The sequence below is a fragment of the Nostoc sp. FACHB-133 genome, assembly GCF_014698055.1.
GTDB lineage: Bacteria > Cyanobacteriota > Cyanobacteriia > Cyanobacteriales > Nostocaceae > Nostoc.
Genome location: NZ_JACJSH010000043.1, coordinates 1 through 22,121 on the forward strand (window position 1 = coordinate 1; position 22,121 = coordinate 22,121).

The 22,121-nt window shown below is 41.5% G+C and carries 15 protein-coding genes; 4 read left to right on the forward strand and 11 right to left on the reverse strand.

Annotation, left to right across the window (positions count from 1 at the left end):
* The 3 genes from H6G86_RS38410 to H6G86_RS26825 form a co-directional block, all read left to right on the forward strand.
* Positions 1-196, forward strand: a 196-nt coding sequence (locus tag H6G86_RS38410; protein ID WP_206758448.1) for a hypothetical protein, incomplete at its 5' end; no start/stop codon positions are given.
* Between the two features lie 365 nt (positions 197-561).
* Positions 562-1,200, forward strand: coding sequence for a peroxiredoxin (locus tag H6G86_RS26820; RefSeq protein WP_190936861.1), 639 nt, complete (start codon positions 562-564; stop codon positions 1,198-1,200).
* A 116-nt stretch (positions 1,201-1,316) separates the two neighbouring features.
* Positions 1,317-1,901 carry a Uma2 family endonuclease gene (locus H6G86_RS26825; protein ID WP_190936862.1) on the forward strand — a complete coding sequence of 195 codons (585 nt, stop codon included), beginning with the start codon at positions 1,317-1,319 and terminating at the stop codon, positions 1,899-1,901.
* A 7-nt stretch (positions 1,902-1,908) separates the two neighbouring features.
* Here the strand turns inward: H6G86_RS26825 and rppB are convergent, their stop codons facing one another.
* The 11 genes from rppB to H6G86_RS26880 all read right to left on the reverse strand — a co-directional run bounded on the left by rppB (position 1,909) and on the right by H6G86_RS26880 (position 17,049).
* Positions 1,909-3,300: a two-component system sensor histidine kinase RppB gene (gene rppB, locus H6G86_RS26830; RefSeq protein WP_190936863.1), complete on the reverse strand. Its 1,392-nt coding sequence runs from the start codon at positions 3,298-3,300 to the stop codon at positions 1,909-1,911.
* A complete protein-coding gene (gene rppA / locus H6G86_RS26835) occupies positions 3,287-3,991 on the reverse strand; it encodes a two-component system response regulator RppA (RefSeq protein WP_190936864.1) in 705 nt (234 codons plus the stop codon). The genes rppB and rppA overlap by 14 nt, the downstream gene beginning before the upstream one ends.
* A gap of 114 nt (positions 3,992-4,105) precedes the next feature.
* A complete protein-coding gene (locus tag H6G86_RS26840) occupies positions 4,106-4,582 on the reverse strand; it encodes a hypothetical protein (RefSeq protein WP_190936865.1) in 477 nt (158 codons plus the stop codon).
* A 277-nt stretch (positions 4,583-4,859) separates the two neighbouring features.
* On the reverse strand, positions 4,860-5,345 hold the full coding sequence (locus H6G86_RS26845; RefSeq protein ID WP_190936866.1) for a hypothetical protein: 486 nt from the start codon (positions 5,343-5,345) through the stop codon (positions 4,860-4,862).
* Between the two features lie 60 nt (positions 5,346-5,405).
* A complete protein-coding gene (locus H6G86_RS26850) occupies positions 5,406-8,522 on the reverse strand; it encodes an efflux RND transporter permease subunit (RefSeq protein ID WP_190936867.1) in 3,117 nt (1,038 codons plus the stop codon).
* Between the two features lie 58 nt (positions 8,523-8,580).
* Positions 8,581-10,146 carry an efflux RND transporter periplasmic adaptor subunit gene (locus tag H6G86_RS26855; RefSeq protein ID WP_190936868.1) on the reverse strand — a complete coding sequence of 522 codons (1,566 nt, stop codon included), beginning with the start codon at positions 10,144-10,146 and terminating at the stop codon, positions 8,581-8,583.
* Positions 10,147-10,479: 333 nt separating this feature from the next.
* Positions 10,480-11,178: a DUF305 domain-containing protein gene (locus tag H6G86_RS26860; RefSeq protein ID WP_190936869.1), complete on the reverse strand. Its 699-nt coding sequence runs from the start codon at positions 11,176-11,178 to the stop codon at positions 10,480-10,482.
* Between the two features lie 108 nt (positions 11,179-11,286).
* The gene (locus tag H6G86_RS26865; RefSeq protein WP_190936870.1) at positions 11,287-13,509 is read right to left on the reverse strand and encodes a dynamin family protein; all 2,223 of its coding nucleotides are present in this window, start codon (positions 13,507-13,509) and stop codon (positions 11,287-11,289) included.
* Between the two features lie 506 nt (positions 13,510-14,015).
* On the reverse strand, positions 14,016-16,097 hold the full coding sequence (locus H6G86_RS26870; RefSeq protein WP_190936871.1) for a dynamin family protein: 2,082 nt from the start codon (positions 16,095-16,097) through the stop codon (positions 14,016-14,018).
* 16 nt (positions 16,098-16,113) lie between these two features.
* The gene (locus H6G86_RS26875; RefSeq protein WP_190936872.1) at positions 16,114-16,440 is read right to left on the reverse strand and encodes a DUF3040 domain-containing protein; all 327 of its coding nucleotides are present in this window, start codon (positions 16,438-16,440) and stop codon (positions 16,114-16,116) included.
* Between the two features lie 216 nt (positions 16,441-16,656).
* Complete coding sequence (locus tag H6G86_RS26880) at positions 16,657-17,049, reverse strand: hypothetical protein (protein WP_190936873.1); 393 nt, start codon at positions 17,047-17,049, stop codon at positions 16,657-16,659.
* A gap of 541 nt (positions 17,050-17,590) precedes the next feature.
* On the opposite strand from H6G86_RS26880, the gene H6G86_RS26885 reads away from it, so the two are divergent.
* Positions 17,591-22,033 carry a tetratricopeptide repeat protein gene (locus tag H6G86_RS26885; RefSeq protein ID WP_190936874.1) on the forward strand — a complete coding sequence of 1,481 codons (4,443 nt, stop codon included), beginning with the start codon at positions 17,591-17,593 and terminating at the stop codon, positions 22,031-22,033.
* Positions 22,034-22,121 lie beyond the last annotated feature (88 nt).

The window sequence follows — 22,121 nt, forward strand, 5'->3', positions numbered from 1 at the left end:
CGAGTTCTGTCAAAGAGATTGTTGTAGTGACCCATGCTACGAAGCGGTCTTTCTTGACCAAGGTTGGGACGGTCTACTACTATTTCTAAGATACAAGGTTGGGTTGAGGAATGAAACGCAACCCAACATTACTACCAAATTTTATGTTGGGTTACGCTATCGCTGCACCCAACCTACAAAGCCTATAGTCAGCTAAGTAGGTAGACATAATTAAATATAAAATAAACTTTTAGTTTGTAGTGAGCGATTTATCGCTCAGAGCAAGGATTATCAGGACTAAAGTCCTTACTACAAACAATAAATTTATTTATGCCTAGATACTTATCACCCTGATATTTGCAATCTTCTATGTAAAGAAAAACCTATAGGGAAAAAATAATAAACCAAAGCATATATGTGTACTTTAGTCAATAGTTTTGACCTCCTTTTAATCACTGATCTGAGAGCGCTGACAACCTAAAATTTTGTTTCAAACTGCTAAAGTCCGATTGGGAAATCGGGGTTTTATGTCATGATGACATACTAGAATATATATGCCTTTCTAACTACAGGGAATCTCACATGGCTCTCCGTCTAGGTGACACAGTACCCAACTTTACGCAAGCCTCAACACACGGCGACATCGATTTTTACCAATGGGCAGGTGACAGCTGGGTTGTGCTGTTCTCTCACCCTGCTGATTTTACACCTGTTTGTACAACAGAACTCGGCACAGTTGCCAAGCTCAAACCAGAATTTGACAAGCGCAATGTCAAAGCGATCGCACTCAGCGTTGATGACGTAGAATCTCACAAAGGCTGGGTTGGAGACATTGAAGAAACTCAAAGCACCAGCCTTAACTACCCAATTTTGGCGGATGCGGATCGTAAGGTTTCTGAGCTTTATGATATGATCCACCCCAATGCTAATGCGACTGTGACAGTGCGATCGGTTTTCGTGATTGATCCCAATAAGAAACTCCGCCTAAGTTTCACCTATCCTCCCAGTACGGGACGTAACTTTGACGAAATTTTGCGGGTAATTGATTCTCTGCAATTGACTGATAATTACAGCGTGGCGACACCAGCTGACTGGAAAGATGGAGAGGATGTTGTAATTGTCCCCTCACTCAAAGATCCAGAAGTACTTAAAGAGAAATTCCCCAAAGGTTACGAGGAAATCAAACCCTATTTGCGGATGACTCCTCAGCCTAACAAGTAAATCTGAGAATGATTTCGGATAAAAAGCAAAGGCGCAAAGATATAACTTTGCGTCTTTGTTTCTTTGCGTGAGAATATAGTTAGTCGGCTAGGCATCCGAACCTGGAGGAAATCCCTATGTTCTCATCCCCTTTAGTTTTGCAAATTCCATCATCAATGCAAATGACAGACGAACAATTTTTTGAGTTCTGTCAGGTGAATCGTGACTTACGCATTGAGCGAAATAAATTCGGAGAATTGGTAATTATGCCTCCTACTGGTTCAGAGACAGGAAACCGAGAAGTTAATATCTCAGGACAGCTATGGGTTTGGTCAGAACAAGATGGTACAGGTATAACTTTTAGCTCTAGTACCGGATTTAAGCTATCAACAGGTGCAGAACGCTCTCCAGATGCTTCCTGGATTAAACTAGAACGGTGGAATGCTCTGTCTCCAGAACAGCAGCGAAAGTTTGCTCCCATTTGTCCAGATTTTGTAGTCGAACTCAAATCTCCTAGCGATAACCTCCAGACTTTGAAGGAAAAAATGGAGGAATATATGAATGAGTCGGGAATACAGTTAGGCTGGTTGATTGACCGTAAGCAACGTAAAGTTTATATTTATCGTCCTGGATTGCCAGAGGAATGTTTGGATAATCCTGCTAGTGTAAACGGCGAGTCGGTATTACCTGGGTTTATTTTGAATATGAGTAAAGTTTGGTAATAAAATTTTATTTAAATTTAGGCTGGCGACGATACAGCAATTTAAATTGGGAAATTGGTGTGACATCTAAGGGTAATTGAATAGTAAAAGTGCTACCTTTACCTAATTGGCTCTGCACATTTAAACTACCTTGGTGTGACTGAATAATTGCCTGAGCGATCGCTAACCCTAATCCAGAACCGCCAGTTTTACGAGAGCGATCGCTATTCACTCGGTAAAAGCGATCAAAAATCTGAGTCAGTTCTTGCTGAGGAATACCAATACCTGTATCTTTAACCTGAATCACAGCATAATTTTCACTGCGATCTAAGACAACAGTCACTTTTCCAGATTGTGGCGTGTATTGAATTGCATTGATGATTAAATTAGAAACCAGACGATAGAGTTGGTCAGAATCGCCTATGATATTTAGAGGTTGCTCGACTCTGATTGCAGATGTGAGTGACACTTGAGCAGAAAAGGCGATCGCTGCAAATTCCTCTACTAAGTCGTTGACAATATCATTCAAGCAACATACTTCATGTCGTAATGGGATATTTTGCCGATCTAAACGAGCTAACAGGAGTAAATCTACAACTAAAGAAGTAAGTCGATGATTCTGACGGTTTATAGTTTGTAGAATGTCCCGCGCTTCGATTTCATCCAATTTCGGTATCAACAAAGCTGATTCCACCGTTGCTTGTGTTGCAGCTAAAGGTGTTCGCAATTCATGTGCGACATCGGCTGTAAATTGTTGGATTTGTCTATAAGATTGATAGATAGGTTGCATTGCTAATCCTGCTAACCACCAACTAGCAATACTAACCACAACCATCGTTGTAGGTAATCCCACGACTAAAATTAATTTCACAGCATCCAGATAACTATTGAAATCTTCCAGACTTCGCCCGACTTGGATATATCCCCAATCATGATTATCTTGAGTGTGCAGTCCAAAAGAAATTTGGTGGTATGGCTTGCCTTTGCTATCTTTGAGGGTTTGCCAAAGTTTTTTATTAAAGACTAGAGAAAGTTCATCTGGATGCGAACCTGCGATCGCAATCAAGCGTCCTGAATTATCAAAAAAACGTACATAGTAGTAGCCTTGATGGATGGCGCTGAGGATATGCTTTTTAGAACTTGATTGCTGTTGAATACATCTTTCACCAATCAGACAAATATTTGGTAAAAGCTGCTGTACAACTGGTTCAATGTGTCCGGGTTGCTTTAGTTTCAGTTCGATACTGTCGTGTATTGTTCCGGCGACAGATTCCAGTTCTCGGTCTAATGCTACCCAATGGGCATGGGATACGGCTTTGTATACGCCGAATCCGCACAGACTTAAAATCACAGCCATGACGATTGCATACCATAGAGCCAAACGCAGGCGTGTTAAGTTAAAAAGTTTATTTTGATTCATCGGTGAGATTGAGACGATATCCCACACCATGCATAGTTTCAATGGGGTTCCCACAACCACTATTAGCTAATCTGCGGCGCAGCAAACGTATTTGAGCCGCCACCACATTACTAACGGGTTCTGCACTCACCTCCCAAAGCTGATTGCGAATCTGTTCAGTTGTGACAATTTGATGCGGATGCTTCATAAAATACTCTAGTAGCTGGAATTCTTTATTAGTTAAAGGAATAACCTGTTTATCCCCTTGATGGTTCTGACTGACAATCGTGCCTTTGCTGTAATCGAGAGTCAGATTGCCAACAGTTAATTCCTTGGATTGAAATTGGGGCGATCGCCTCTGCAAAGCACGCAACCGCGCCAACAATTCCGCCATACCAAAGGGTTTCACTAAATAATCATCAGCACCTGCATCTAGTCCAGCAACTTTATCTTCCATCCGATCTTTAGCTGTCAACATCAAAACTGGCAGAGGATTACGTCGTGTTCGTAGCCGACTACACAGTTCTAACCCAGACAATCCTGGCAACATCCAATCGATAATAGCCAGGGTGTACTGCGTCCACTGGTTTTCTAGATAATCCCATGCCTCATCACCATCTAAAACCCAGTCAACTACATACTTTTCCAGATTCAAGGTACGCTTAATTGCCGAACCCAAATCTGGCTCATCTTCGATTAGCAGTACTCTCATATAATTTATCGGCCAACTATTAATTTGTATCTCCTAGATTGATATCCTAAGAACCACCTTCACCTCCTCAAAGCAAGGGTTAAAAATCTATGATTTACCATCAAAAATTGTAGATTAGTAGATCCGAAACTGGGCTACACCTACGGGAATTTCTGCATCACTACCAACAAATTTAGCAGAAACTCGGTAGAGCCAAGCATTTGAAGTTCCCCTTCGGTTGACCCTATTCATATCAATATTGAGTATATTCGCAGGGGCAACAACTTGGACAAAAGCGATCGCAATCTTGTTACCGTTAACAGTGGTATTTGCCTGAATTTTTCGACCAGATTGGTCAGAAATACTGAAATCATTTTTTACAGTTAAACCCGGTGGAACATCGATATTTATTTGGGTAATAGCACTACTATTTTGAGGAATTTCCAATTTGAAAGTATGCCGAATAATTCCCCATTTAGTCTGAGGAAATTGCACTGTGCTAAGAATATGAGGAAAACTCTTAGTATCTGGTATTTGACTTGCATAGACAGCAGAAAATGAAGCTGTAAGTGTCAAACTAACCACAGTTGTAAAAATGAATTTTTTCAGCATTTCAAATCTCTCATAAATCAATCTTGTTAATCTAGTCTCAGACTCATTTTTAAAAATAAATCTCTTATTAACTAGCTTGACAGAGACAGATGAAATCAAGATGAAATTTGGGTGCCTCCTAATACGGTTTAGTTAAGGTTGAAATTTTTTGTAAAAGTGAATTTTTATTAACGAACCGCATTCACGTTAGCGTCTACCCTTCTCCCAAAGGGAGAGGCTAACGCCAAGGGAGAAGGACGCAAAGGACGCAAAAAGAAGCAAGCAAATGCTTACAGATTTACTTATTAAAACTAAAACGACCATCTACTTTTTTGCCATCAATATCTACAAGCATTTTCACTTGATATTGACCTGAAGATTTTTCTGGCAGCAAAACAGTATAGTGTTTACCTTCTTTATCATAAGTAAGGTTTAAAGTTTTCTGGCTTCCATCAGGTGTCTGAACTTTAGCCTTCACTTTAGCATTAGATATTGCTTCGTGATTGTCGCCTTTTAGCAAATAGAAATCCATGTGAGTTCCATTTAATTCCTTCTCAGGTACAAACTCTAAATGATAGGCTCCTGTTTCCACAACTTGGCCTCCTTTAGATTCACCATGCTGACTAGATGTTTTGGCAACAGGTGAAGCTGGGGAATTGGCATTTGAGGTAGAAATAGCTGGACTTTTTTCTGTATTAGCTGCTTGATTACTGTTACTACAAGCCCCCAAAAAAAGCAGCCCTACACTTCCTATAACAATTAAGCTTGATTTTAGTGAAATCATTGATTTACTCCGTATTAAAACAATTAATAGCTAAGACGTAAAAACAGAAAATCTTATTCATTATACTGGGTATTTGGCTACATCAATATTTTGTAAAAGCATAGTATTTTTAGGAACCAAAAACTTCCTAAACTGAGAATACAGAGCTGGAATAACTAACAGAGTCAATGCTGTAGAGGTAAATAAGCCACCCAACACTACTATCGAAAGGGGTTGCAAAATTTCTTTACCAGGCCCACTGTCAACTACTAATGGTGCTAACCCTAAAGCTGAGGTAAAAGCCGTCATTAAAATAGCGTTAAGCCGTTCCATTGAGCCTTTAATAAGCACTTCTTTAAGAGGCATCCCTTGAGCAAATTTGCTATTGTAATTATCTACCAGTAGCAAACCATTACGAGTGGCAACTCCAAATAGAGTGATAAAGCCAACTAAGGAAGCAATAGAAATAACTCCGTCTGTCAAAGCTACTGAAAATACTCCTCCCACTAATGCCAAAGGTAAGTTAATCATAATCATGATGGTTGAAGGGATAGATTTGACTGAGAGATACATAATTACCGTAATGACAACAAAGGCAATCGCACTGGAAATTAAGATATTTTGAGTGGCTCGTTCTTGCGCCTCAAATTGCCCTGCATATTGAATATAGTAACCAGAGCTAGGATGCACTTGTTGGTTAACTTTATCTCGAATTTCGTTGACAATGGAACGCAAATCTCTACCGCTAGCATTAGCAGAAACAATAATCAAGCGGGAAACATTTTCCCGGTTAATCGTATTTGGCCCTGTACCATTGTTAATGATGGCAACTTGTGATAAGGGAATTTTTTGGCCGTTAGGAGTATCAACTAATAAATTGCCAATGGTATCCAAATTTTGACGTGCATCTGGTTTTAACCACACAACTAAGTCAAAAGTTTGTTGTTTTTCCAAGACTTGGGAAACTACTTTTCCATTGAGGGCAGTTTCAATAATTTGGGAAAGTTTTCCTGCTGTTAAACCATATCGAGAGGCAGCTTGGCGGTTGAACTTAATTTGTATTTGTTCGACTGGTACTTGAGGCTCAAGTTGCAAATCAACAATTCCATTAACGCTTTTCATCACCTCATTTACTTGGCTCCCAATGATGCGGAGTTGCTCTAATTCTGAACTGAAAATTTTGACAGCGATCGCACTTCTCACACCAGACAAAACTTCATCCATCTGGTGAGAGATAAAACCACCAATATTCGGTGCTACCCCTGGTAATTTAGCAAACTCTTCCCGCAGCTTTTTAATAGTTTTCTCCCTGTCTTCCATCGCTGCTTTGCTCAATTCAATATCCAAATGTCCGAAATTTACCCCTGCTGCATCTGCATCACCAGGCGCACGTCCAGAACGCAACTGCACGTAAGGAAATCTAGAGTCTCCCTTCAGCGCGTCTTGAATTGCTTCTCCAGCTGCATTGGTAGTTTCCAAAGATACACCAGGATAAAGAGTTAGGGTATTCACCAAAGTTTGTTCTTGAAATTCTGGTAGAAACACTCTTCCAAAGGAGGGAGCAATCACAGCAGCTGCTACTAAACTGGCAGCAGCTAGGGTTAAAATAATTCCAGAATGCCGTATAGAAAATGCTAAGAGAGGATGATAAAGCTTCTTAAAAAATCTTGCTATCCAAGGCTCCTTTTCTGGCAAGTTACCGTAAGGTAATAAGATTGCACATAATGCCGGAGTTACTGTCAACGCTGTGATACTAGAACCGATAACTGCCGCTATATAGCCTAATCCCATTGGGATAAAAATACTACCTTCTACACCAGCTAAAGCAAAAACTGGGGAGAACACAACTAGGGTGATTATAGTGCCTCCAAAAAGTGAATCACGCACCTCTTGACAACCGGAAAACACTACATCTAAAACTGGTCGTGGGTTGGCAGAGTATTTATTCTCTCGCAGGTTACGATAGACGTTTTCGGCATCGACAATTGCATCATCAACGGCTGAACCAATTGATACTGCTAATCCTCCCAAAGTCATGGTATTTAAACCTTGTCCTAGCCAATTAAGTAATAGTAATCCTATTAGTAAAGATAATGGCAGGGTAGTTAGGCAAACAGCTAGATTCCGCCAATTCATCAAAAATGGAATCAGGATAATTGCAACAATAATACTGCCTTCAATCAAAGCTTCTCTAACATTGTCAATGGAAGAATCAATATAGTTTTCTTGTCGGAAGGTAGGAGTTATATTAATATCTTTGGGTAAGCCAGATTTTACTTCTGACATCGCCGCTTCTATGGCACGGGTAACAGTAGGAGTATCGGCTTGAGGCTGTTTATTAATCATCACGATAATTGCCTTTTGACCGTTAAAACTGCCATCACCCCGTTTGATAGCTGCACCAATTTGGACATCAGCGACATCAGATATTTTTACAGGTGTACCGTTGCGCGCAGTAATTACTGACTGCTGTAAGTCTTCAATAGATTCAATCCGTCCAATACCTCGAATTAATTTTTCGCGATCGCGGGTAATTAAATAACCGCCCGGTGCATTAACATTGGCAGCAGATACAGCCTCTTGCACATCTTCTAAAGTGACATTAAAGGCTTGTAACTTATCTGGATCAATTAATACTTGATATTGGCGAGTATCGCCACCATAGGCTACAACCTGACTAACACCTGGAACAGCTAAAAGGCGATTTGTTACTTGCCAATCGACAATGCGCCGCACTTCCATCAAAGGAGTATTTTCAGAAGTAAAGGCGTATTCCAGTACAGTACCGATGGGGGAACTGGTGGGAGAAATTTGTGGCGTTTCCACTCCTTCAGGAAGCTTACTAGAACTCTGTTGCAATCGCTCTGTTACCAATTGGCGAGCTTGATAAATATCGCTTCCCCAGTTAAAAATTACTTTGACAACGGAAACTCCCGACGCACTAGAAGAACGTACTGCTGTAATTCCTGGAGTACCGTTAATCGCACTTTCAATTGGTAAAGTTACTAAAGATTCAACTTCTTCTGGTGCTAGTCCTGGTGCTTCAGTTTGAATTTCAACTTGGGGTGGTGCAAAGGTAGGGAAAACATCCAACGGCATTTGGATGATTGTCCGAAATATCCAAAGTGTTAGGACAATTGTACCCAGCATGATTAACCAACGGCGGGCGATCGCCCATTTAATAATCGCACTCAGCATTATTTGTAATTCGTAATTCGTAATTCGTAATTAAGATGGTGTAAGGGTTTTAGACATTTCAAATGGGTGGTTTATTTACGTTGTCCTGTGCTGGTTGAAGTTGATTGGTGCGACGATTAGACCAAAAAGCACCTGCAATGAAAGCGAACGGGGTTAATGCGGCTCCTGCTCCCAACAGCCACAGTGGTACTGGCTCTCTTGTAGTTTGTCGAGGATTTTCTGGGTGTTCATCTACTTTTGGCTTAGTATTACCACGCAAAGACTGAGCATAAAGTTGAGGCGATCGCACTGTCACGATCAAATCGTCCTCGAATAAGCCAGTTTTGACCTCAACCATATCCCCAAAGGTTTGACCTAAAGTAACTTCAACAGGCTGATAGGCGTTGCCATTTTGTACATAAACCTGTTTTTTGCCATTGGCTTCAACTATAGCCGCGCTCTTAATTGCTAATATGGCTGGTGATGCTTGGTTTGTAACAACTTCTAATTCTGCAAACATTCCTGGTTTTAGCACTCCACCAGAATTCTCTAGTTCAGCTTGCACCGGTACGACTCGTGTTTCACCTTCCACCACAGAACCAATTCGGGTAATTCGTCCGATAAAGGTACGATTAGGTATGGAAGCAACTTTGACCCTTACCTGTTGACCATTTCTTACCTGATTCAAATCTTTTTCATAAATATTCGCGGTGGCAAAAACGCGACTGTCATTGATAATCGTCATCAACTTCCCACCCGCATCCTCAAATGATTGACCGAGGGTAACTTCCCTGTCGGCAACTTTGCCGGAAATTGGAGATGTCACGGTAACAAGTCCTTGAGCATTGGCGCGGGTTCCCAATTGAGAAAGCCGAGTTTGATAAATACTATTACTTAGTTGGATACGAGACTTTGCGACCTGAACGGCTGAATCAGCGCGTTTTAGCTGATTTTCTGCCTCAATAACGTCCCGACGACTAGCAGCTTTCGCAAGGTCGGCTTTGGCTTGAGCTAACTGAGTTTCGGATTCAAGAGCATTACGACGTGGTAAAGCGCCAGCATTAACTAACCGTTGATCTTGGTTAAACTTTTCTTGAGCAAAAGCCACTTGGCTCTGTGCTTGAGCTATTTCAGCTGCGGCTATTCGTTGATAGCGATCGCGGTTTTGTTGAGCTAGCCTTAAATCAGCCTGGGCTTGCTGTAAATCAGCCTGACCTTGAGCAAGTTTTTCCTGGGAGTTAACCCGCAGTTCCACCAGTTCAGGACTGGATATAACGGCAACTGGTTGACCTTTTTTCACCATGACACCAGGTTCCACCAATAACTCAACCACTTTTGCTTGAGAAATTGGCGTATTTACTTCCACTTTTTGGCTGGGTAGAGTTTCAATCTGTCCAGTAGTTTTAATTCCAACAGCTAGCTGCTGGCGTTTGACAGATTCAACTTTAATTCCTAGCCGTTTAGCTGTTTCGGCATCAACTTGAATAGAACCATTAGCACCAGTTGTTTCACTTCCCCCTTGAAATTCATTTCCGTGTCCAGCGTGAGCTAAAACAACTGCGGGAATAGTAAGTAACAAAAAATTGAAAAATGTCCCAGAAACACAGAGGATAGCTGTAAGTCGTTGGGAATAGGAGTTAGGCATCGCTATCAAAAGTCTTTGGATACAGAGGCAGAGAAAATACAATAATTCGTTGCACTGCTGAGGCATTTTTCAAAAAAAATACCTTCTGCAATCTGAGATACACTCCCCACCCAGTCTGGCATTAAGAAATGAAATTAAGATGAAATTATGCTGCGTAGGCGTAGCCCGTCAAAGACATCACTCCTAAAACAACCAAACACTTACCCCAAATTCACAACCGCAAATATATATAGTTGCTCTTTCTGTTCTTTCTCTTGGCGTACTTGGCGACTTGGCGGTTCGTTCCTTTTCCCAACTTACATAAGATTGCTATACCCACCCAGAGACTTAGTTTCACTTGTTGTACCAAGCTTTTCGCCACTGTTGCATTTCTTTAATCTCTATCTCTTGGGCTTTAACAATTTCTTGGGCTAATTTCTTAATTTCAGGGCGCTTAGACTTACTTAAGGCATCTTGCGCCATTGTTACAGCCCCTTCGTGGTGAGGAATCATCGCATTGATAAAGCGCAAATCAAACTCAGCATCAGCTACACCTAAATCTTGACTCATCATCATAGTTTTCATTTGGTCAGATGACATTTCCATCATGTGGCCCATTTGGCTGTTGTAAGCCATTGGTTTATCTCCCGCCTTGGGATACCAAGCTTGTCGCCACTGCTTCATCTGAGTGATTTCTTGGTTTTGCGATTTGATAATATTGTCTGCTAGTTTTTTGATTTCAGGACGTTTTGATTTCACCTGTGCTTCTTTCGCCATTTCCACAGCCCCTTGATGGTGGGGTATCATAGCGTCGATAAATCGTAAATCAAAATTAGCATCGGCTGGGCCTAAATCCATTCCCATACTGTGATTCATCATGCCACCACCGTGGTTCATCATTTGCTTGTCGTTAGCATTAGTGGCGGTTTCCTTTGTTGCTTGGCTTTGGTTTTGGGAAGCAGTACTAGTACAACCTGTCATTAACGCACTGGTTGAAGCGATCGCAGTAAAAGTTAACGCCAAAAAGCCATTCCTCAAAGATAGCAGTTGCATAAGTCTCACCTCATAGTTTCCTAATTCTATATTTACTTATTAGCTTGGCAGCCAGAAATGAAATTAGGATGAAATCTAACTTATTAAATAAGTCCAGTATCTTGTTATTTATTTATCACTCAAAATTGTGTAAGCATCATTAACTAAGTGCATTTTTTCTTGTGCTTGTTTGAGCAGTTGCGGCTGATTCACAAACAAATCTGGATGCCATTTTTTTACTAAAGTTCGATAAGCCTGCTTTACCTCAGCCTGAGAAGCATTTGTTTGCAATCCTAAAATGCCGTAGGCGCGAGTAATCTTATCTTTTTCCGTTTGGGCTTTTGGTTGGCTGGGTGCTTTATTGCTTTGAGTTGTATTTTGCTGTTTGCTAGTTCGGGAACCAGGCGATTGCATCTCTGCTTTCATCCGCGCTATTTCCTCATTGAGTTCCCAATCACGAAATTTCGCCTCCACTTCTTCGGGACGCGGAGACGGAGAAGCTTTTGGCGATGGTGGTGGAGAAAAAGATTCTACCCTTGTGCCACTATTTTTAGCAGTCTTTTCCTGTTGTTGCTTAATAACAGGATCTTTTTCAGGGGAAAGTTTAACTCTTTCTGGCTGTGGTGAATATTTTCTATTGGTATTTGTGTATTTTGGTATTTCTTTATAAGGTTGATGATTTGAGAGTATTTTGACCTTTTCTAACTCTCGTAGCAACCGATTAAAACCATTTTGTAATTGCTGCAAATTTTCACGTTTATTAGTAATTTCCCCTGCCTCTTGGCTGAATTGAAAGCAAATTAATTTTTCAGCTTGCCGTTCATATTCAGCCAAAATAGATAAACCTTGGCTGCTAAAACTAGAAAAATAATCTTCAATTGCAGTTATACAAAGTTTAGCAACTTCCTGATGATAAGATTCCTTTGCTAATTGATCATCTTGTTTTTGGATATTCTTGTTTAATAAATAAGAAATACTCCCGACGACAGCAGCGCCAACTGGGCCGCCTAACAACCAACCGATACCACCACCAACAGCGATGGAACCAGGTTCACTCAAATCATCATTATTGTTTGGCTTTGGGGGTAGTATTACTTGTGGTTCGCTAGGAAAGGGAATTAATAAATCTTGCGGTCGTTCTTCTTGGAAAAACTCGTAAGCTTGATAAAGCCATTTCACAGCAGATAATTGTAATTGATTCAGGTCTTTTTTAAGAATATTTGTTTGCCAATCCTTAAATTTATTTTCTGCCAAGGCAACTGCCGCATCAGCTTGATATTTGGTGAGTAGCTTGGGTAATTCTAGCCAATCGCGTAATTCTTCGATGCTGGTAGTGAAACCTTTATAAATTAAGTTAGCTGCTTTTTGTTTAATTTCAATTTTACTATTTTGTTTATCATCAAAAGATTTTATTTCAAGAGCAATCGGGTCAATTTTAGCTTTTAATGATAGTTGGATTTGAGAAGCGATCGCTTGCACTCTTGGCAAACGCACGCTACCACGATCTGGTTGCAAAATCCCCACAATATTTTGCAACGCTGTTTCAAAAGCCGCTAACCCGCTACTATTGGCAGCTGCAACATCGCCTTTTAATCTAGCTCTTAAAGCAGGTAAAGCATCGACGCGATATAAATTACTAAAACCTGGAGGTAATTCGGCTCGAAAGCTTTCTGCGACAAACAGCAAGCGATTTTGAACTTGTTTTTGCTCGTCAGGTTCGAGTAAGTTCAGAAAATTAGCAACAAATATAACTGTTTTAATACCGCGATCTAATAGCCAATCTCGCAAATTTTCTCGTTCACCTAAAGTCATTAACTTCCGTGCATCTAATAATTGAATAACTAAATCTGCACCTAAAAGTTGTTCTCGAACTAAATTATCTTGTTCATCTCTATCATTAGTTCCTGGTAAATCAAGAAATTCTACTCCCGTTTCCAAGAAGGGATGCGGGCAAAAAACTTCCACAGATGCTACATCTTTCCGCATCTGCCTATTGCCATCAAGAATTGCAAATTGTTGTAAAATTTCTGTGCCACTGCGATAGATTTCTGTGCCATCTACCAACATGATGCGAGTTCGCACATCAGAGCCATACTTGACAATAATCGATGCGCCTGTGGTGGGGATTAAATCAATTGGTAAGGTGCGATTCCCTAGCATGGCATTCAGTAAGGTAGACTTGCCATGATTAAAGGGGCCAAATACCGCAATGCGGAAGCTAGGATTAACGAGATGATTGCAAATGGTAATTATATCTTGATGCAGTTGCGATTTACGTTCTAAATTCAGTAATGCAGATGCAGATTTAAGAGAATCTGCTAAATCTTTATAACCTTCATACTGTTGTTGCATAGTTCTTAATTCCTAGGCTTTGACTCAGATTATTATGTTTATGCTAGGCATAATTAAACATATAATAAAATTTTAGTTCGTAGTGAGCAATTTATCGTTTATAGGCTAATACGGTTCAGTTAAGACTAAAACTCTTTATCAAGGTTAAATTTGTTAACGAACCGCAGAGGCGCACAGGAAACAGAGAGAATAAAAAAATGCTTAACTGAACCGTATTGGTTTATAGGCAAGCTTATTAAGACTAAACTTCTGACACCATTATTTTTTGTTAGGTTGCGTCAAAGTTTCTTGCTTGATTTATTTCTTTGTGTCCTTTGCGCCCTTTGCGGTTCGTTCCTAATTCCCAAAGTCAATTATGAACGAACCGCAAAGGACACAAAGAACGCGAAGAGAAGAAAAAAACAGTTAACTGAATCGTATTGACTTATAGTTAGGGGAGGCATAGTTTAGAGCCTCCCTATAAGCATTTTTAGCTTTTATCTAAGAATGAAAGTAATAAACTATTATTAGCTATAGTAAGCTAATAAATTGCTATACGCCGCCTCAATTTTTTGCAACTGACCTATTACATCTTCCTGTAAGTTTTTTAAACGATTGAACTCACCCTCACGATTGATTTCGCGGGTTTGTTTCTGTTTGACTAAATTATCTAATTCAGATTTGCGAGAGACAATATCATCGTTAATCCGTTTACTCACTTCTCTTTCGTAAGAGTCAAAACACTCTTTCACAGCACTGTATACAACCTGAGATTGCTCATGTGCTACTTGAGGTAGATGTTTAACTAACTCTTTCTTCGCCGTTTTAACTAACTCTTTACGGGCTTGATCTGCTTGCAAAAATCCTACTCCCAAACCTAGTAACGCAAACCCGATTGGGCCAAGTAAAACACCTGTCACTGCTGTAATTATCCCGCCAATACCAATTACAGTGAAGTAGTTTAACAAGATATTTTTCCAATCAAATCCAGCCCCGGCTAGTGCGAAACCAGCAAGATTTCCTTTAGACAGTGATAACAATCCCATTGCCCATTTTGCCCAACCGGGAGAGTTATCTTCTTCAGCAGTAGTAGTGGTATGTACTTTTACGTCTTTTCCGGTGAGCTTTTCTGTAATTTGGTCTGTGATTTGATTGTAAGATGCGCCATATTGTGCAGCACTGCGAGAAAGTTCTTTAAAAGCTGCGTTAATATCTTTTTCAGCAGTTAATGTCCAAGCCGCAGATTTGTCAGTGATATATTGCTCAAAGGCTTTTTGCAGTGCGGTGTTAAATGCTTCTCGTTTACCACTGCTGAGAAAATCAAACAGATTTAATTCTGGCTGATAGCGTAAGAAGTCGTTTTCAAAGGTATTACCTAAGTTTAAAACGTAACTGCGGAAAGATTCAGAAATCGTTCTTGCTTGAGTATCTCTGGTATTGATAATTTCTTTTTGGAATTCATCTCGGATACCTGTGAGTTTGTTAAACTCAGGTTCTACTGAATCAATCCGTTTTTTTAATTCATTTACATCTTGATCTAGTAATGGTATACGCCTTGCAACTGCTTCGCGGGTATGATTGCAAGCTTGCCTTGCCAAGGTTCTCACTTGACGAAGTTCTGCGATCGCACGTTCTCTGGTAAGAAAAGTATTAAGCGCTTCCATAAACTTCGGAAAGCCAGTCCCGTCTAAATCAGCTTGCGGGTTCTTCAATCGTCGTCTGAGTGCTTGAATTGACGAAAGCTCAAACACCCTTTCGTCATAAATATTCTGACCTTCTACAGTACAATATTCTGCTAAATTCGCGTTAAATACTTGCCGCAATCTATTCTCAGATGCTTGTAATTCTTCAACATCATCAGGATCAATCAATGATTCTCGCACCTGATCCCAAGCATTAACTAAAAAGAAAACTGTCAATCCTCGACCTTTGATATAATTTTCTAGGTAGCGACGCTCACCCAAGGTACAAGGTTGAGAAGCTCTCATCACAAACAGAATTGCATGGCAGTTATTTACATAACCCAAAGATAATTCGTTTCGCGCTTCTGTATCATTCAATCCCGGACTATCGACAATTTCGATTCCCTTTTGTAGTAGCGTTAAGGGATACTCAACTACTGCATAATCAACATCAGGAAATGCTTGTTTTTTCTCCTGCTCTAGTTTTTTAGCTTCAGTCGGGTCAATGGTATATTTATATTTAAAGTTTTGAAAATCTAGCTGTTGCGGACTTTTGCCATCATTAAAATGAATGGTGACTTTCTTTTCTGGCCCATAGCGTAGAACTGTTAAGACTGCGGTACAAGGGTTAACATCACTAGGTAATAAGTTTTCCCCAATTAAGGCGTTGAGAAACGTACTTTTTCCCCGCTTCATATCGCCCAATACCAAAAGGCGAAATACACCTTGGCGGAGGTTTTTACTAGCTATTGTAATATCTTCAATATCTCGCTCTAAACTGAGCTTTCCTGATGAGGAATCTCCAGCCAACTCAGCTTGATTAATTGTTTCAGCCAGTTTACTTAAACATACAGACATCTCCGATCGCACTTGAGCAACTCGCTCTAAATCTTGGATAAATCTGTCAGTTGATACCTGATTACTCATAAAAGTTACACCTTTATTAAAGATTGGTTTTTTTAGATTCCAAAAATAATTTGTAAGACATCCACCCCAGCGCACCAACAATAATAAACCCAGCCAATACTGAGGCTATTCTTACTGCAACTAGTGCTACTACACCAAGAGCAAAAAGCTTTCCACCCAGAATCACTTTTTTCATCCAAGGTTTCTGGGAATTTTCTGGCTGATGCTTCACAGTTTGATGAAAAGCCGCATCGTTAACATGGAGGTTGGTTTCCATTTCCCGGAGTCGCAATTCAACTTCTCGTTCCCGTAATAAACGTTCCCGGTGTTCAAGTTCTTTTTGGCGATCGCTCTCAGATGTCATCGGTATTCATCCCGTCTAAGACAATGAAAAGATATCAGCATTCACTCATCAATCATGCTGTATCTTAATTCACATTAATATTTAAAAACACCAGTAAAATTACTATTTAAATTTCCATTGCCTATTAAGGTGCGATCGTGCGATGCCTGCGGTGGGCTACGTCTATGCAAGGCAATAGGCATCATTCACGGTGTAATTATGCCTACTTGTCGCTCATTAGACTGTCTGTGTAGCAGCCGCTTTTGAGTCTGCGGTAGATTTTAACCGGGTGATGGTGGCTTTCCGAATGCGATCGCTTTTGCGTACCCCGCCTGTCATTTCGTATTCCCGGCTATCTTTGCCATACTTCAACACCACACCACTAACTAAGCGTTCAGAGGTTTCGCAAATGCTCTTTTCAAGGGTTTCTATTTTTGCCTTTGCCGAGTCAAGGGCAGTTAGCATCATATTATACTGGTCAATCTGGTTGCGGAGTTGTCCGGTTAACTGGATTAAATTGTTTAAACTGATAGAATCACCAAAGTCAAGGCTAGAATCAATCGATTTAAATCCGATTACTCTCTTTTCGGTTTTTTCTAGCACGAAAGAGCTTCTTGTTTTGCGTGGCATCAATCTATGCTTTTTACTAAACTTTATCTTTCTAGAGTGTCTCAATGGGACAATGTAGCGGTTCAGTAAAGCTTGCAAAAAGAGGTGTTTTTTTTAATAAGATTAGATTGCTAGCTCAGTAATTGCACGATGCTAGACAAGAAATCGTTGAGAATGAACTTGTGTTCTGACAGAATGGACTTGTATTCTGACAGAATAGACTTGTGTTCTGACAGAATAGACTTGTGTTCTGACAGAATAGACTTGTGTTCTGACAGAATGGACTTGTGTTCTGACAAAATGGACTTGTGTTCTGACAGAATGGACTTGTGTTTTGACAGAATGGACTTGTGTTTTGACAGAATATAACAATCAATACAGCCACAGCCCTAATAATGTCCTGATTTTATAGTTGAACTGCGATCGCATCAATGCAGTATCTTCGCCAGTCACGCGATCTGTACCAGCTTATCGCCGATAACCATTAAGGCATTGGCTTTGTTGACGATTGAATTTACTGATAATACGGTGAAGGTTATTGTGCAATCTACCCTTGCAAACCATGCCGCTAAACTTTGCCTTCGCCCTCAGTCAACAGCAAACTTTTGAACTGCGCTGTGATTATGGTTCACGCCGCTTGGATAAAGCACAGTTGGCAGAGCTGATTGATTTGTGTGAGCAAAATTATTATGCTCAACAAAGAGATCATCTACCCTATCTCATCCAGTTGGGACGGCAACTTTATCGATGGCTGGATGGTAGAGAAGGATGGCTGAGAAAGTCCCTGGATGAGGCGGATGAGCAAACGATTAATCTAGATTTGATTAAAACCAGCGAAGCGCAGGGGTTGAACCCAGAAACAGAACGGGTGGCGTTGGGATTGGCACATTTGCCTTGGGAATTGCTACATGATGGTGCAGGGTTTTTAATAGAACGCCAGAATATTTCCGTCTTACCAGTGCGTTCTGTGCAGCAGCGTCAAACTCAAGTAATTGGCGTGCAAAATCGCCCGTTGCGGTTGCTGTTTATGGCGACTTCTCCTGAAGATCCCAGAGTTCCGCCACTAGGGTTTGAGCGGGAAGAAGCGAATATTTTGCAAGCAATCAAAGATCAGAATCAGACCATAGATTTGATTGTCGAGGAAAGCGGCTCCGTTGCAGAGTTAGCCAATTTGGTGAAATCCTACGAAGAAGACTATTTTGATATCTTTCACCTCACGGGACACGGGATAATTTATACCCAACAAAGCTACGGCTATTTGCTGCCAACAGGTACAAAACTGGCAGACAATACCCCATGTTTCATCACTGAAGATGAGGTGGGGAATATGCAACTTACTACCGTCAATGATTTAGCTAAAGCCTTTCGCGGACGCTGGCCGCGTGTAACTTTTCTCTCTGGTTGTCATACGGGACAGGTTGCTAACAAAGGGACAGTACCCTCGATGGCGCAAGCATTGGTGAAGGCGGGGGCAGGTATAGTTTTAGGCTGGGCGCGTCCGGTGTATGACCGCACGGGTATTGTAGCGGCACAGGCACTTTATCAAGCTTTGGCGACGGGGGCAACTGTTGAACAGGCTGTCAAAGCGGCGCAGGAGGAGATGATTGAGAAAAAATGCACCGATTGGCATCTGTTGCGGATGTATCGGGATACGCGCCCCATTGCAGAACTGGTAACACCTCTGAGAACAAGAAATCGTGAAAAGCTGAAGTTTACACCGTCAGAGCAAGAATTTTTGGATGAGAATAATCAAGTTAAAGTTGCCAGTCGGTTTGAGTTTGTGGGACGCAGACGACCTTTGCAACGGTGTCTCAAAGCTTTGCAGGAAACTAGCGACCAAATCGGCGTGTTTATTGCCGGGATGGGTGGACTGGGTAAAAGTAGCTTGGCGGCGCGGTTATGTACGCGGGTGCAGGCGCAGCGTCCCAATTTTGCGCGAGTCGTGTTGATTGGGCCTTTGGATGAGATAGGTTTGCTGACTAAGCTTTCTAATAAGTATGAGCGATTTGCAGATGTGCCTGCACTTTTGAACGAACCAAAGGTGTCTCTGAAAGGACGGTTGCAAAACTTTTTTGAAGCAATTGAAAACGAACACAACCAACCTTTGCTGCTGGTGCTGGATGACTTTGAGCAAAACATCCCCACAGCTAATATTGAGGATGGCTCATTGCGGATGACAGCAGAGGCTTACGAAATTTTAGGGGCGATTTGTGCAGCATTGGAGGAAAACGCGGCAGAAAGTCGGCTGATTGTCACCTGTCGTTATTTGAATGAAGACACCTTGCCACCTCATCGCCTGCACTTGGAATCTTTGGCAGCGATGAGCAGTAGTGATATTGATAAAATCTGCTTTCCTTTAGATAAAGAAGTTAGGCAACAGTTAAGAACTCAGAGGATTATCCACATTGCCGATGGTAATCCCCGGTTGCTGAAGTGGCTGTTAGAGGTGATTCAGCAACCAGGAATAGCGGCGGATGAATTATTGAATCGGCTGGAGACGACTGAGCAAAAATTCCGCGAAAATATCTTGGCACAAACTCTGCTGGATGCTTTGGAATTGGAAGAACAAAAGTTTCTCGCACGCTTGAGTGTGTTTCACTTGCCCGTGACGGAGGAGATTGTGAGAGCTATTTCTTGGACTTCCCACCCTAACGCCTGGGACTCGAAGTCCCAGGCTAATAGCGAAAGTCCTCTGAAGAGGACTGAGGATTTAGGAAAGGGAATTTCTAGTCCGCTTGAATGGACTTTAGCTATGAGCCAGGAAATTGATTTCCTGGGGGTTTTGGGCAAGCTTGTTAGTCTTAGCTTAGTTGAGTCTGCTACCACTCACCCCACCCAGCCAGCTAATTATCGAGTGACGACAATTTTAGAATCGTTGCTAGAAACAGTGTTGATTCAGGAAGAATGGCAAGCAACGCAACAGCAAGCGGTGAAGGAAATCCATAAAGTTTGGTGGGAAGAAAATGACAACCTCACGGAAGCAGAAGCACTGGAAATTGTGCGGTTGGGATTACTGGCGAAAGAGCAGAAAATCGCTGTCAGCATTGGGGATATAATTGCAAACCGTTGGGTGAACAATTCCCGCTTTATAGAAGCTTTAGAGCTATGTAAGCAAATCTTGGCAGTTGTTCAAGATTACCGCATCTTGGGAACTGTTGCCCGTGCCGAAGAGGTTTTAGGTTTTGTGCAAGAGGCTGTTGCTCATTATCAGCAAGCTATAGACCTTTGCCCTGAAGAGGAATTGCAAACAAAAGCTGCGACGCTACACAACATGGCCCAGGTAATGGCCCAACAAGGGGACATTTCAAAAGCGATCGCACTCTGGGAGCAATCCTTGAAAATATCTCAGCAGATTGGCGATGTCCAAGGTAAAGCGGCTACCCTCAACAATATGGCAACGGTAATCGCCGACCAAGGGGACATCCCAAAAGCAATGGTATTCTGGGAGCAATCCTTGGAAATATCTCAGCAGATTGGCGATGTCAAAGGCAAAGCTACTGCCCTCAACAACATGGCATTGCGAATCGCCGACCAAGGGGACATCCCCAAAGCAATGGTATTCTGGGAACAATCCTTGGAAATATCTCAGCAGATTGGCGATATTCAAGGTAAAGCAGGTATCCTCAACAACATGGCATTGCGAATCGCCAACCAAGGGAATATAGCAAAAGCAATTGCATTTTGGGAGCAAAACTTGGAAATATTTGAGCAGATTGGCGATGTCAAAGGCAAAGCTACTACCCTCAACAACATGGCATTGCGAATCGCCGACCAAGGGGACATCCCAAAAGCAATGGTATTCTGGGAGCAATCCTTGGAAATATCTCAGCAAATTGACGATATCCAAGGCAAAGTCACTACCCTCAACAACATGGCATTGCGAATCTCCCAACAAGGGGACATACCTGGAGCGATCTCACTCTGGGAGCAAAACTTGGAAATATTTGAGCAGATTGGCGATGCCAAAGGTAAAGCAGTTACCCTCAACAATATGGCAACAGTAATCGCCGACCAAGGGAACATCCCAAAAGCAATGGTATTCTGGGAGCAATCCTTGGAAATATCTCAGCAGATTGGCGATGTCCAAAGCAAAGCCACTACCTTTAATAACATGGCATTGCGAATCATCCAACAAGGGGACATACCTGGAGCGATTTCACTCTGGGAGCAATCCTTAGAAATAAAGGAGCAGATCGGTGATGTCAAAGGTAAAGCCACTATCCTTAACAACATGGCAGGGGTAATCGCCCAACAAGGGGACATCCCAAAAGCAATGGTATTCTGGGAGCAATCCTTGAAAATATTTGAGCAGATTGGCGATGTCAAAGGTAAAGCCACTACCTTCAACAACATGGCAGGGGTAATTGCCCAACAAGGGGACATACCTAGAGCGATTGCACTTTGGAAGCAATCCTTGGAAATAAAGGAGCAGATTGGCGATGTCAAAGGTAAAGCCGCTACCCTCAATAATATGGCTTGTATGGCTGGTGAAACTGGAGATAAAGCTAGGCAATTAGAGCTTAATCTGCAAGCTGTTTCAGCATTTACACAGGTTCGTGCATACAGTGATTTGGTAACAGTTCTGGGTAATTTAGGTGTAACGGATGAAAGTAATGGTTTAGTTTACCTAGCTCAAGCAATCTGGTTAACGCTGAGAATTCAAGCACCTTTAGTAGATACCATTCAGTTAATCCGTGTTTTATATAATAAAGTGTCTCAAGGTGATGAACTAGAAGCTGTGTTAGGAGCAACGGCAATGTTCTTTTGCAACAGCCGAGGTGAAGGTCATCCCCAGTTAGAGGAACTTCAAGAGGATAGTTTCAAAATTATATTAGGTGCGGCAAGTGCCCAAGGAATTGAAACAGAGGAAGCGTTTGGTAATTGGTTTACTCAGCAAAGGCTAAACGATCCAGAATATTTCCTCCCCCTACTCAATCAACGTCTAGAGGAAATAGTCGGCGATGGGTGGTTGTTTAACCGTAGTCAATTTGAGGTGGAGGAATAAGGAGAGATGCGATCGCGTTAATCTTAAATTAATTGACGACAATATAATCAGCTCATGCAATCCCTAAATATCACACTGCCAGATGCGA

What these genes read in the sequence shown, in the direction of transcription:
- H6G86_RS26880 (WP_190936873.1), bottom strand. Translation starts at nt 17,049, where the DNA reads ATGCCACGCAAAACAAGAAGCTCTTTCGTGCTAGAAAAAACCGAAAAG.
- H6G86_RS26840 (WP_190936865.1), bottom strand. Translation starts at nt 4,582, where the DNA reads ATGCTGAAAAAATTCATTTTTACAACTGTGGTTAGTTTGACACTTACA.
- H6G86_RS26865 (WP_190936870.1), bottom strand. Translation starts at nt 13,509, where the DNA reads ATGCAACAACAGTATGAAGGTTATAAAGATTTAGCAGATTCTCTTAAA.
- H6G86_RS26825 (WP_190936862.1), top strand. Translation starts at nt 1,317, where the DNA reads ATGTTCTCATCCCCTTTAGTTTTGCAAATTCCATCATCAATGCAAATG.
- H6G86_RS26845 (WP_190936866.1), bottom strand. Translation starts at nt 5,345, where the DNA reads ATGATTTCACTAAAATCAAGCTTAATTGTTATAGGAAGTGTAGGGCTG.
- H6G86_RS26860 (WP_190936869.1), bottom strand. Translation starts at nt 11,178, where the DNA reads ATGCAACTGCTATCTTTGAGGAATGGCTTTTTGGCGTTAACTTTTACT.
- H6G86_RS26870 (WP_190936871.1), bottom strand. Translation starts at nt 16,097, where the DNA reads ATGAGTAATCAGGTATCAACTGACAGATTTATCCAAGATTTAGAGCGA.
- H6G86_RS26885 (WP_190936874.1), top strand. Translation starts at nt 17,591, where the DNA reads ATGCCGCTAAACTTTGCCTTCGCCCTCAGTCAACAGCAAACTTTTGAA.
- H6G86_RS26820 (WP_190936861.1), top strand. Translation starts at nt 562, where the DNA reads ATGGCTCTCCGTCTAGGTGACACAGTACCCAACTTTACGCAAGCCTCA.
- H6G86_RS26855 (WP_190936868.1), bottom strand. Translation starts at nt 10,146, where the DNA reads ATGCCTAACTCCTATTCCCAACGACTTACAGCTATCCTCTGTGTTTCT.
- H6G86_RS26875 (WP_190936872.1), bottom strand. Translation starts at nt 16,440, where the DNA reads ATGACATCTGAGAGCGATCGCCAAAAAGAACTTGAACACCGGGAACGT.
- rppA (WP_190936864.1), bottom strand. Translation starts at nt 3,991, where the DNA reads ATGAGAGTACTGCTAATCGAAGATGAGCCAGATTTGGGTTCGGCAATT.
- H6G86_RS26850 (WP_190936867.1), bottom strand. Translation starts at nt 8,522, where the DNA reads ATGCTGAGTGCGATTATTAAATGGGCGATCGCCCGCCGTTGGTTAATC.
- rppB (WP_190936863.1), bottom strand. Translation starts at nt 3,300, where the DNA reads ATGAATCAAAATAAACTTTTTAACTTAACACGCCTGCGTTTGGCTCTA.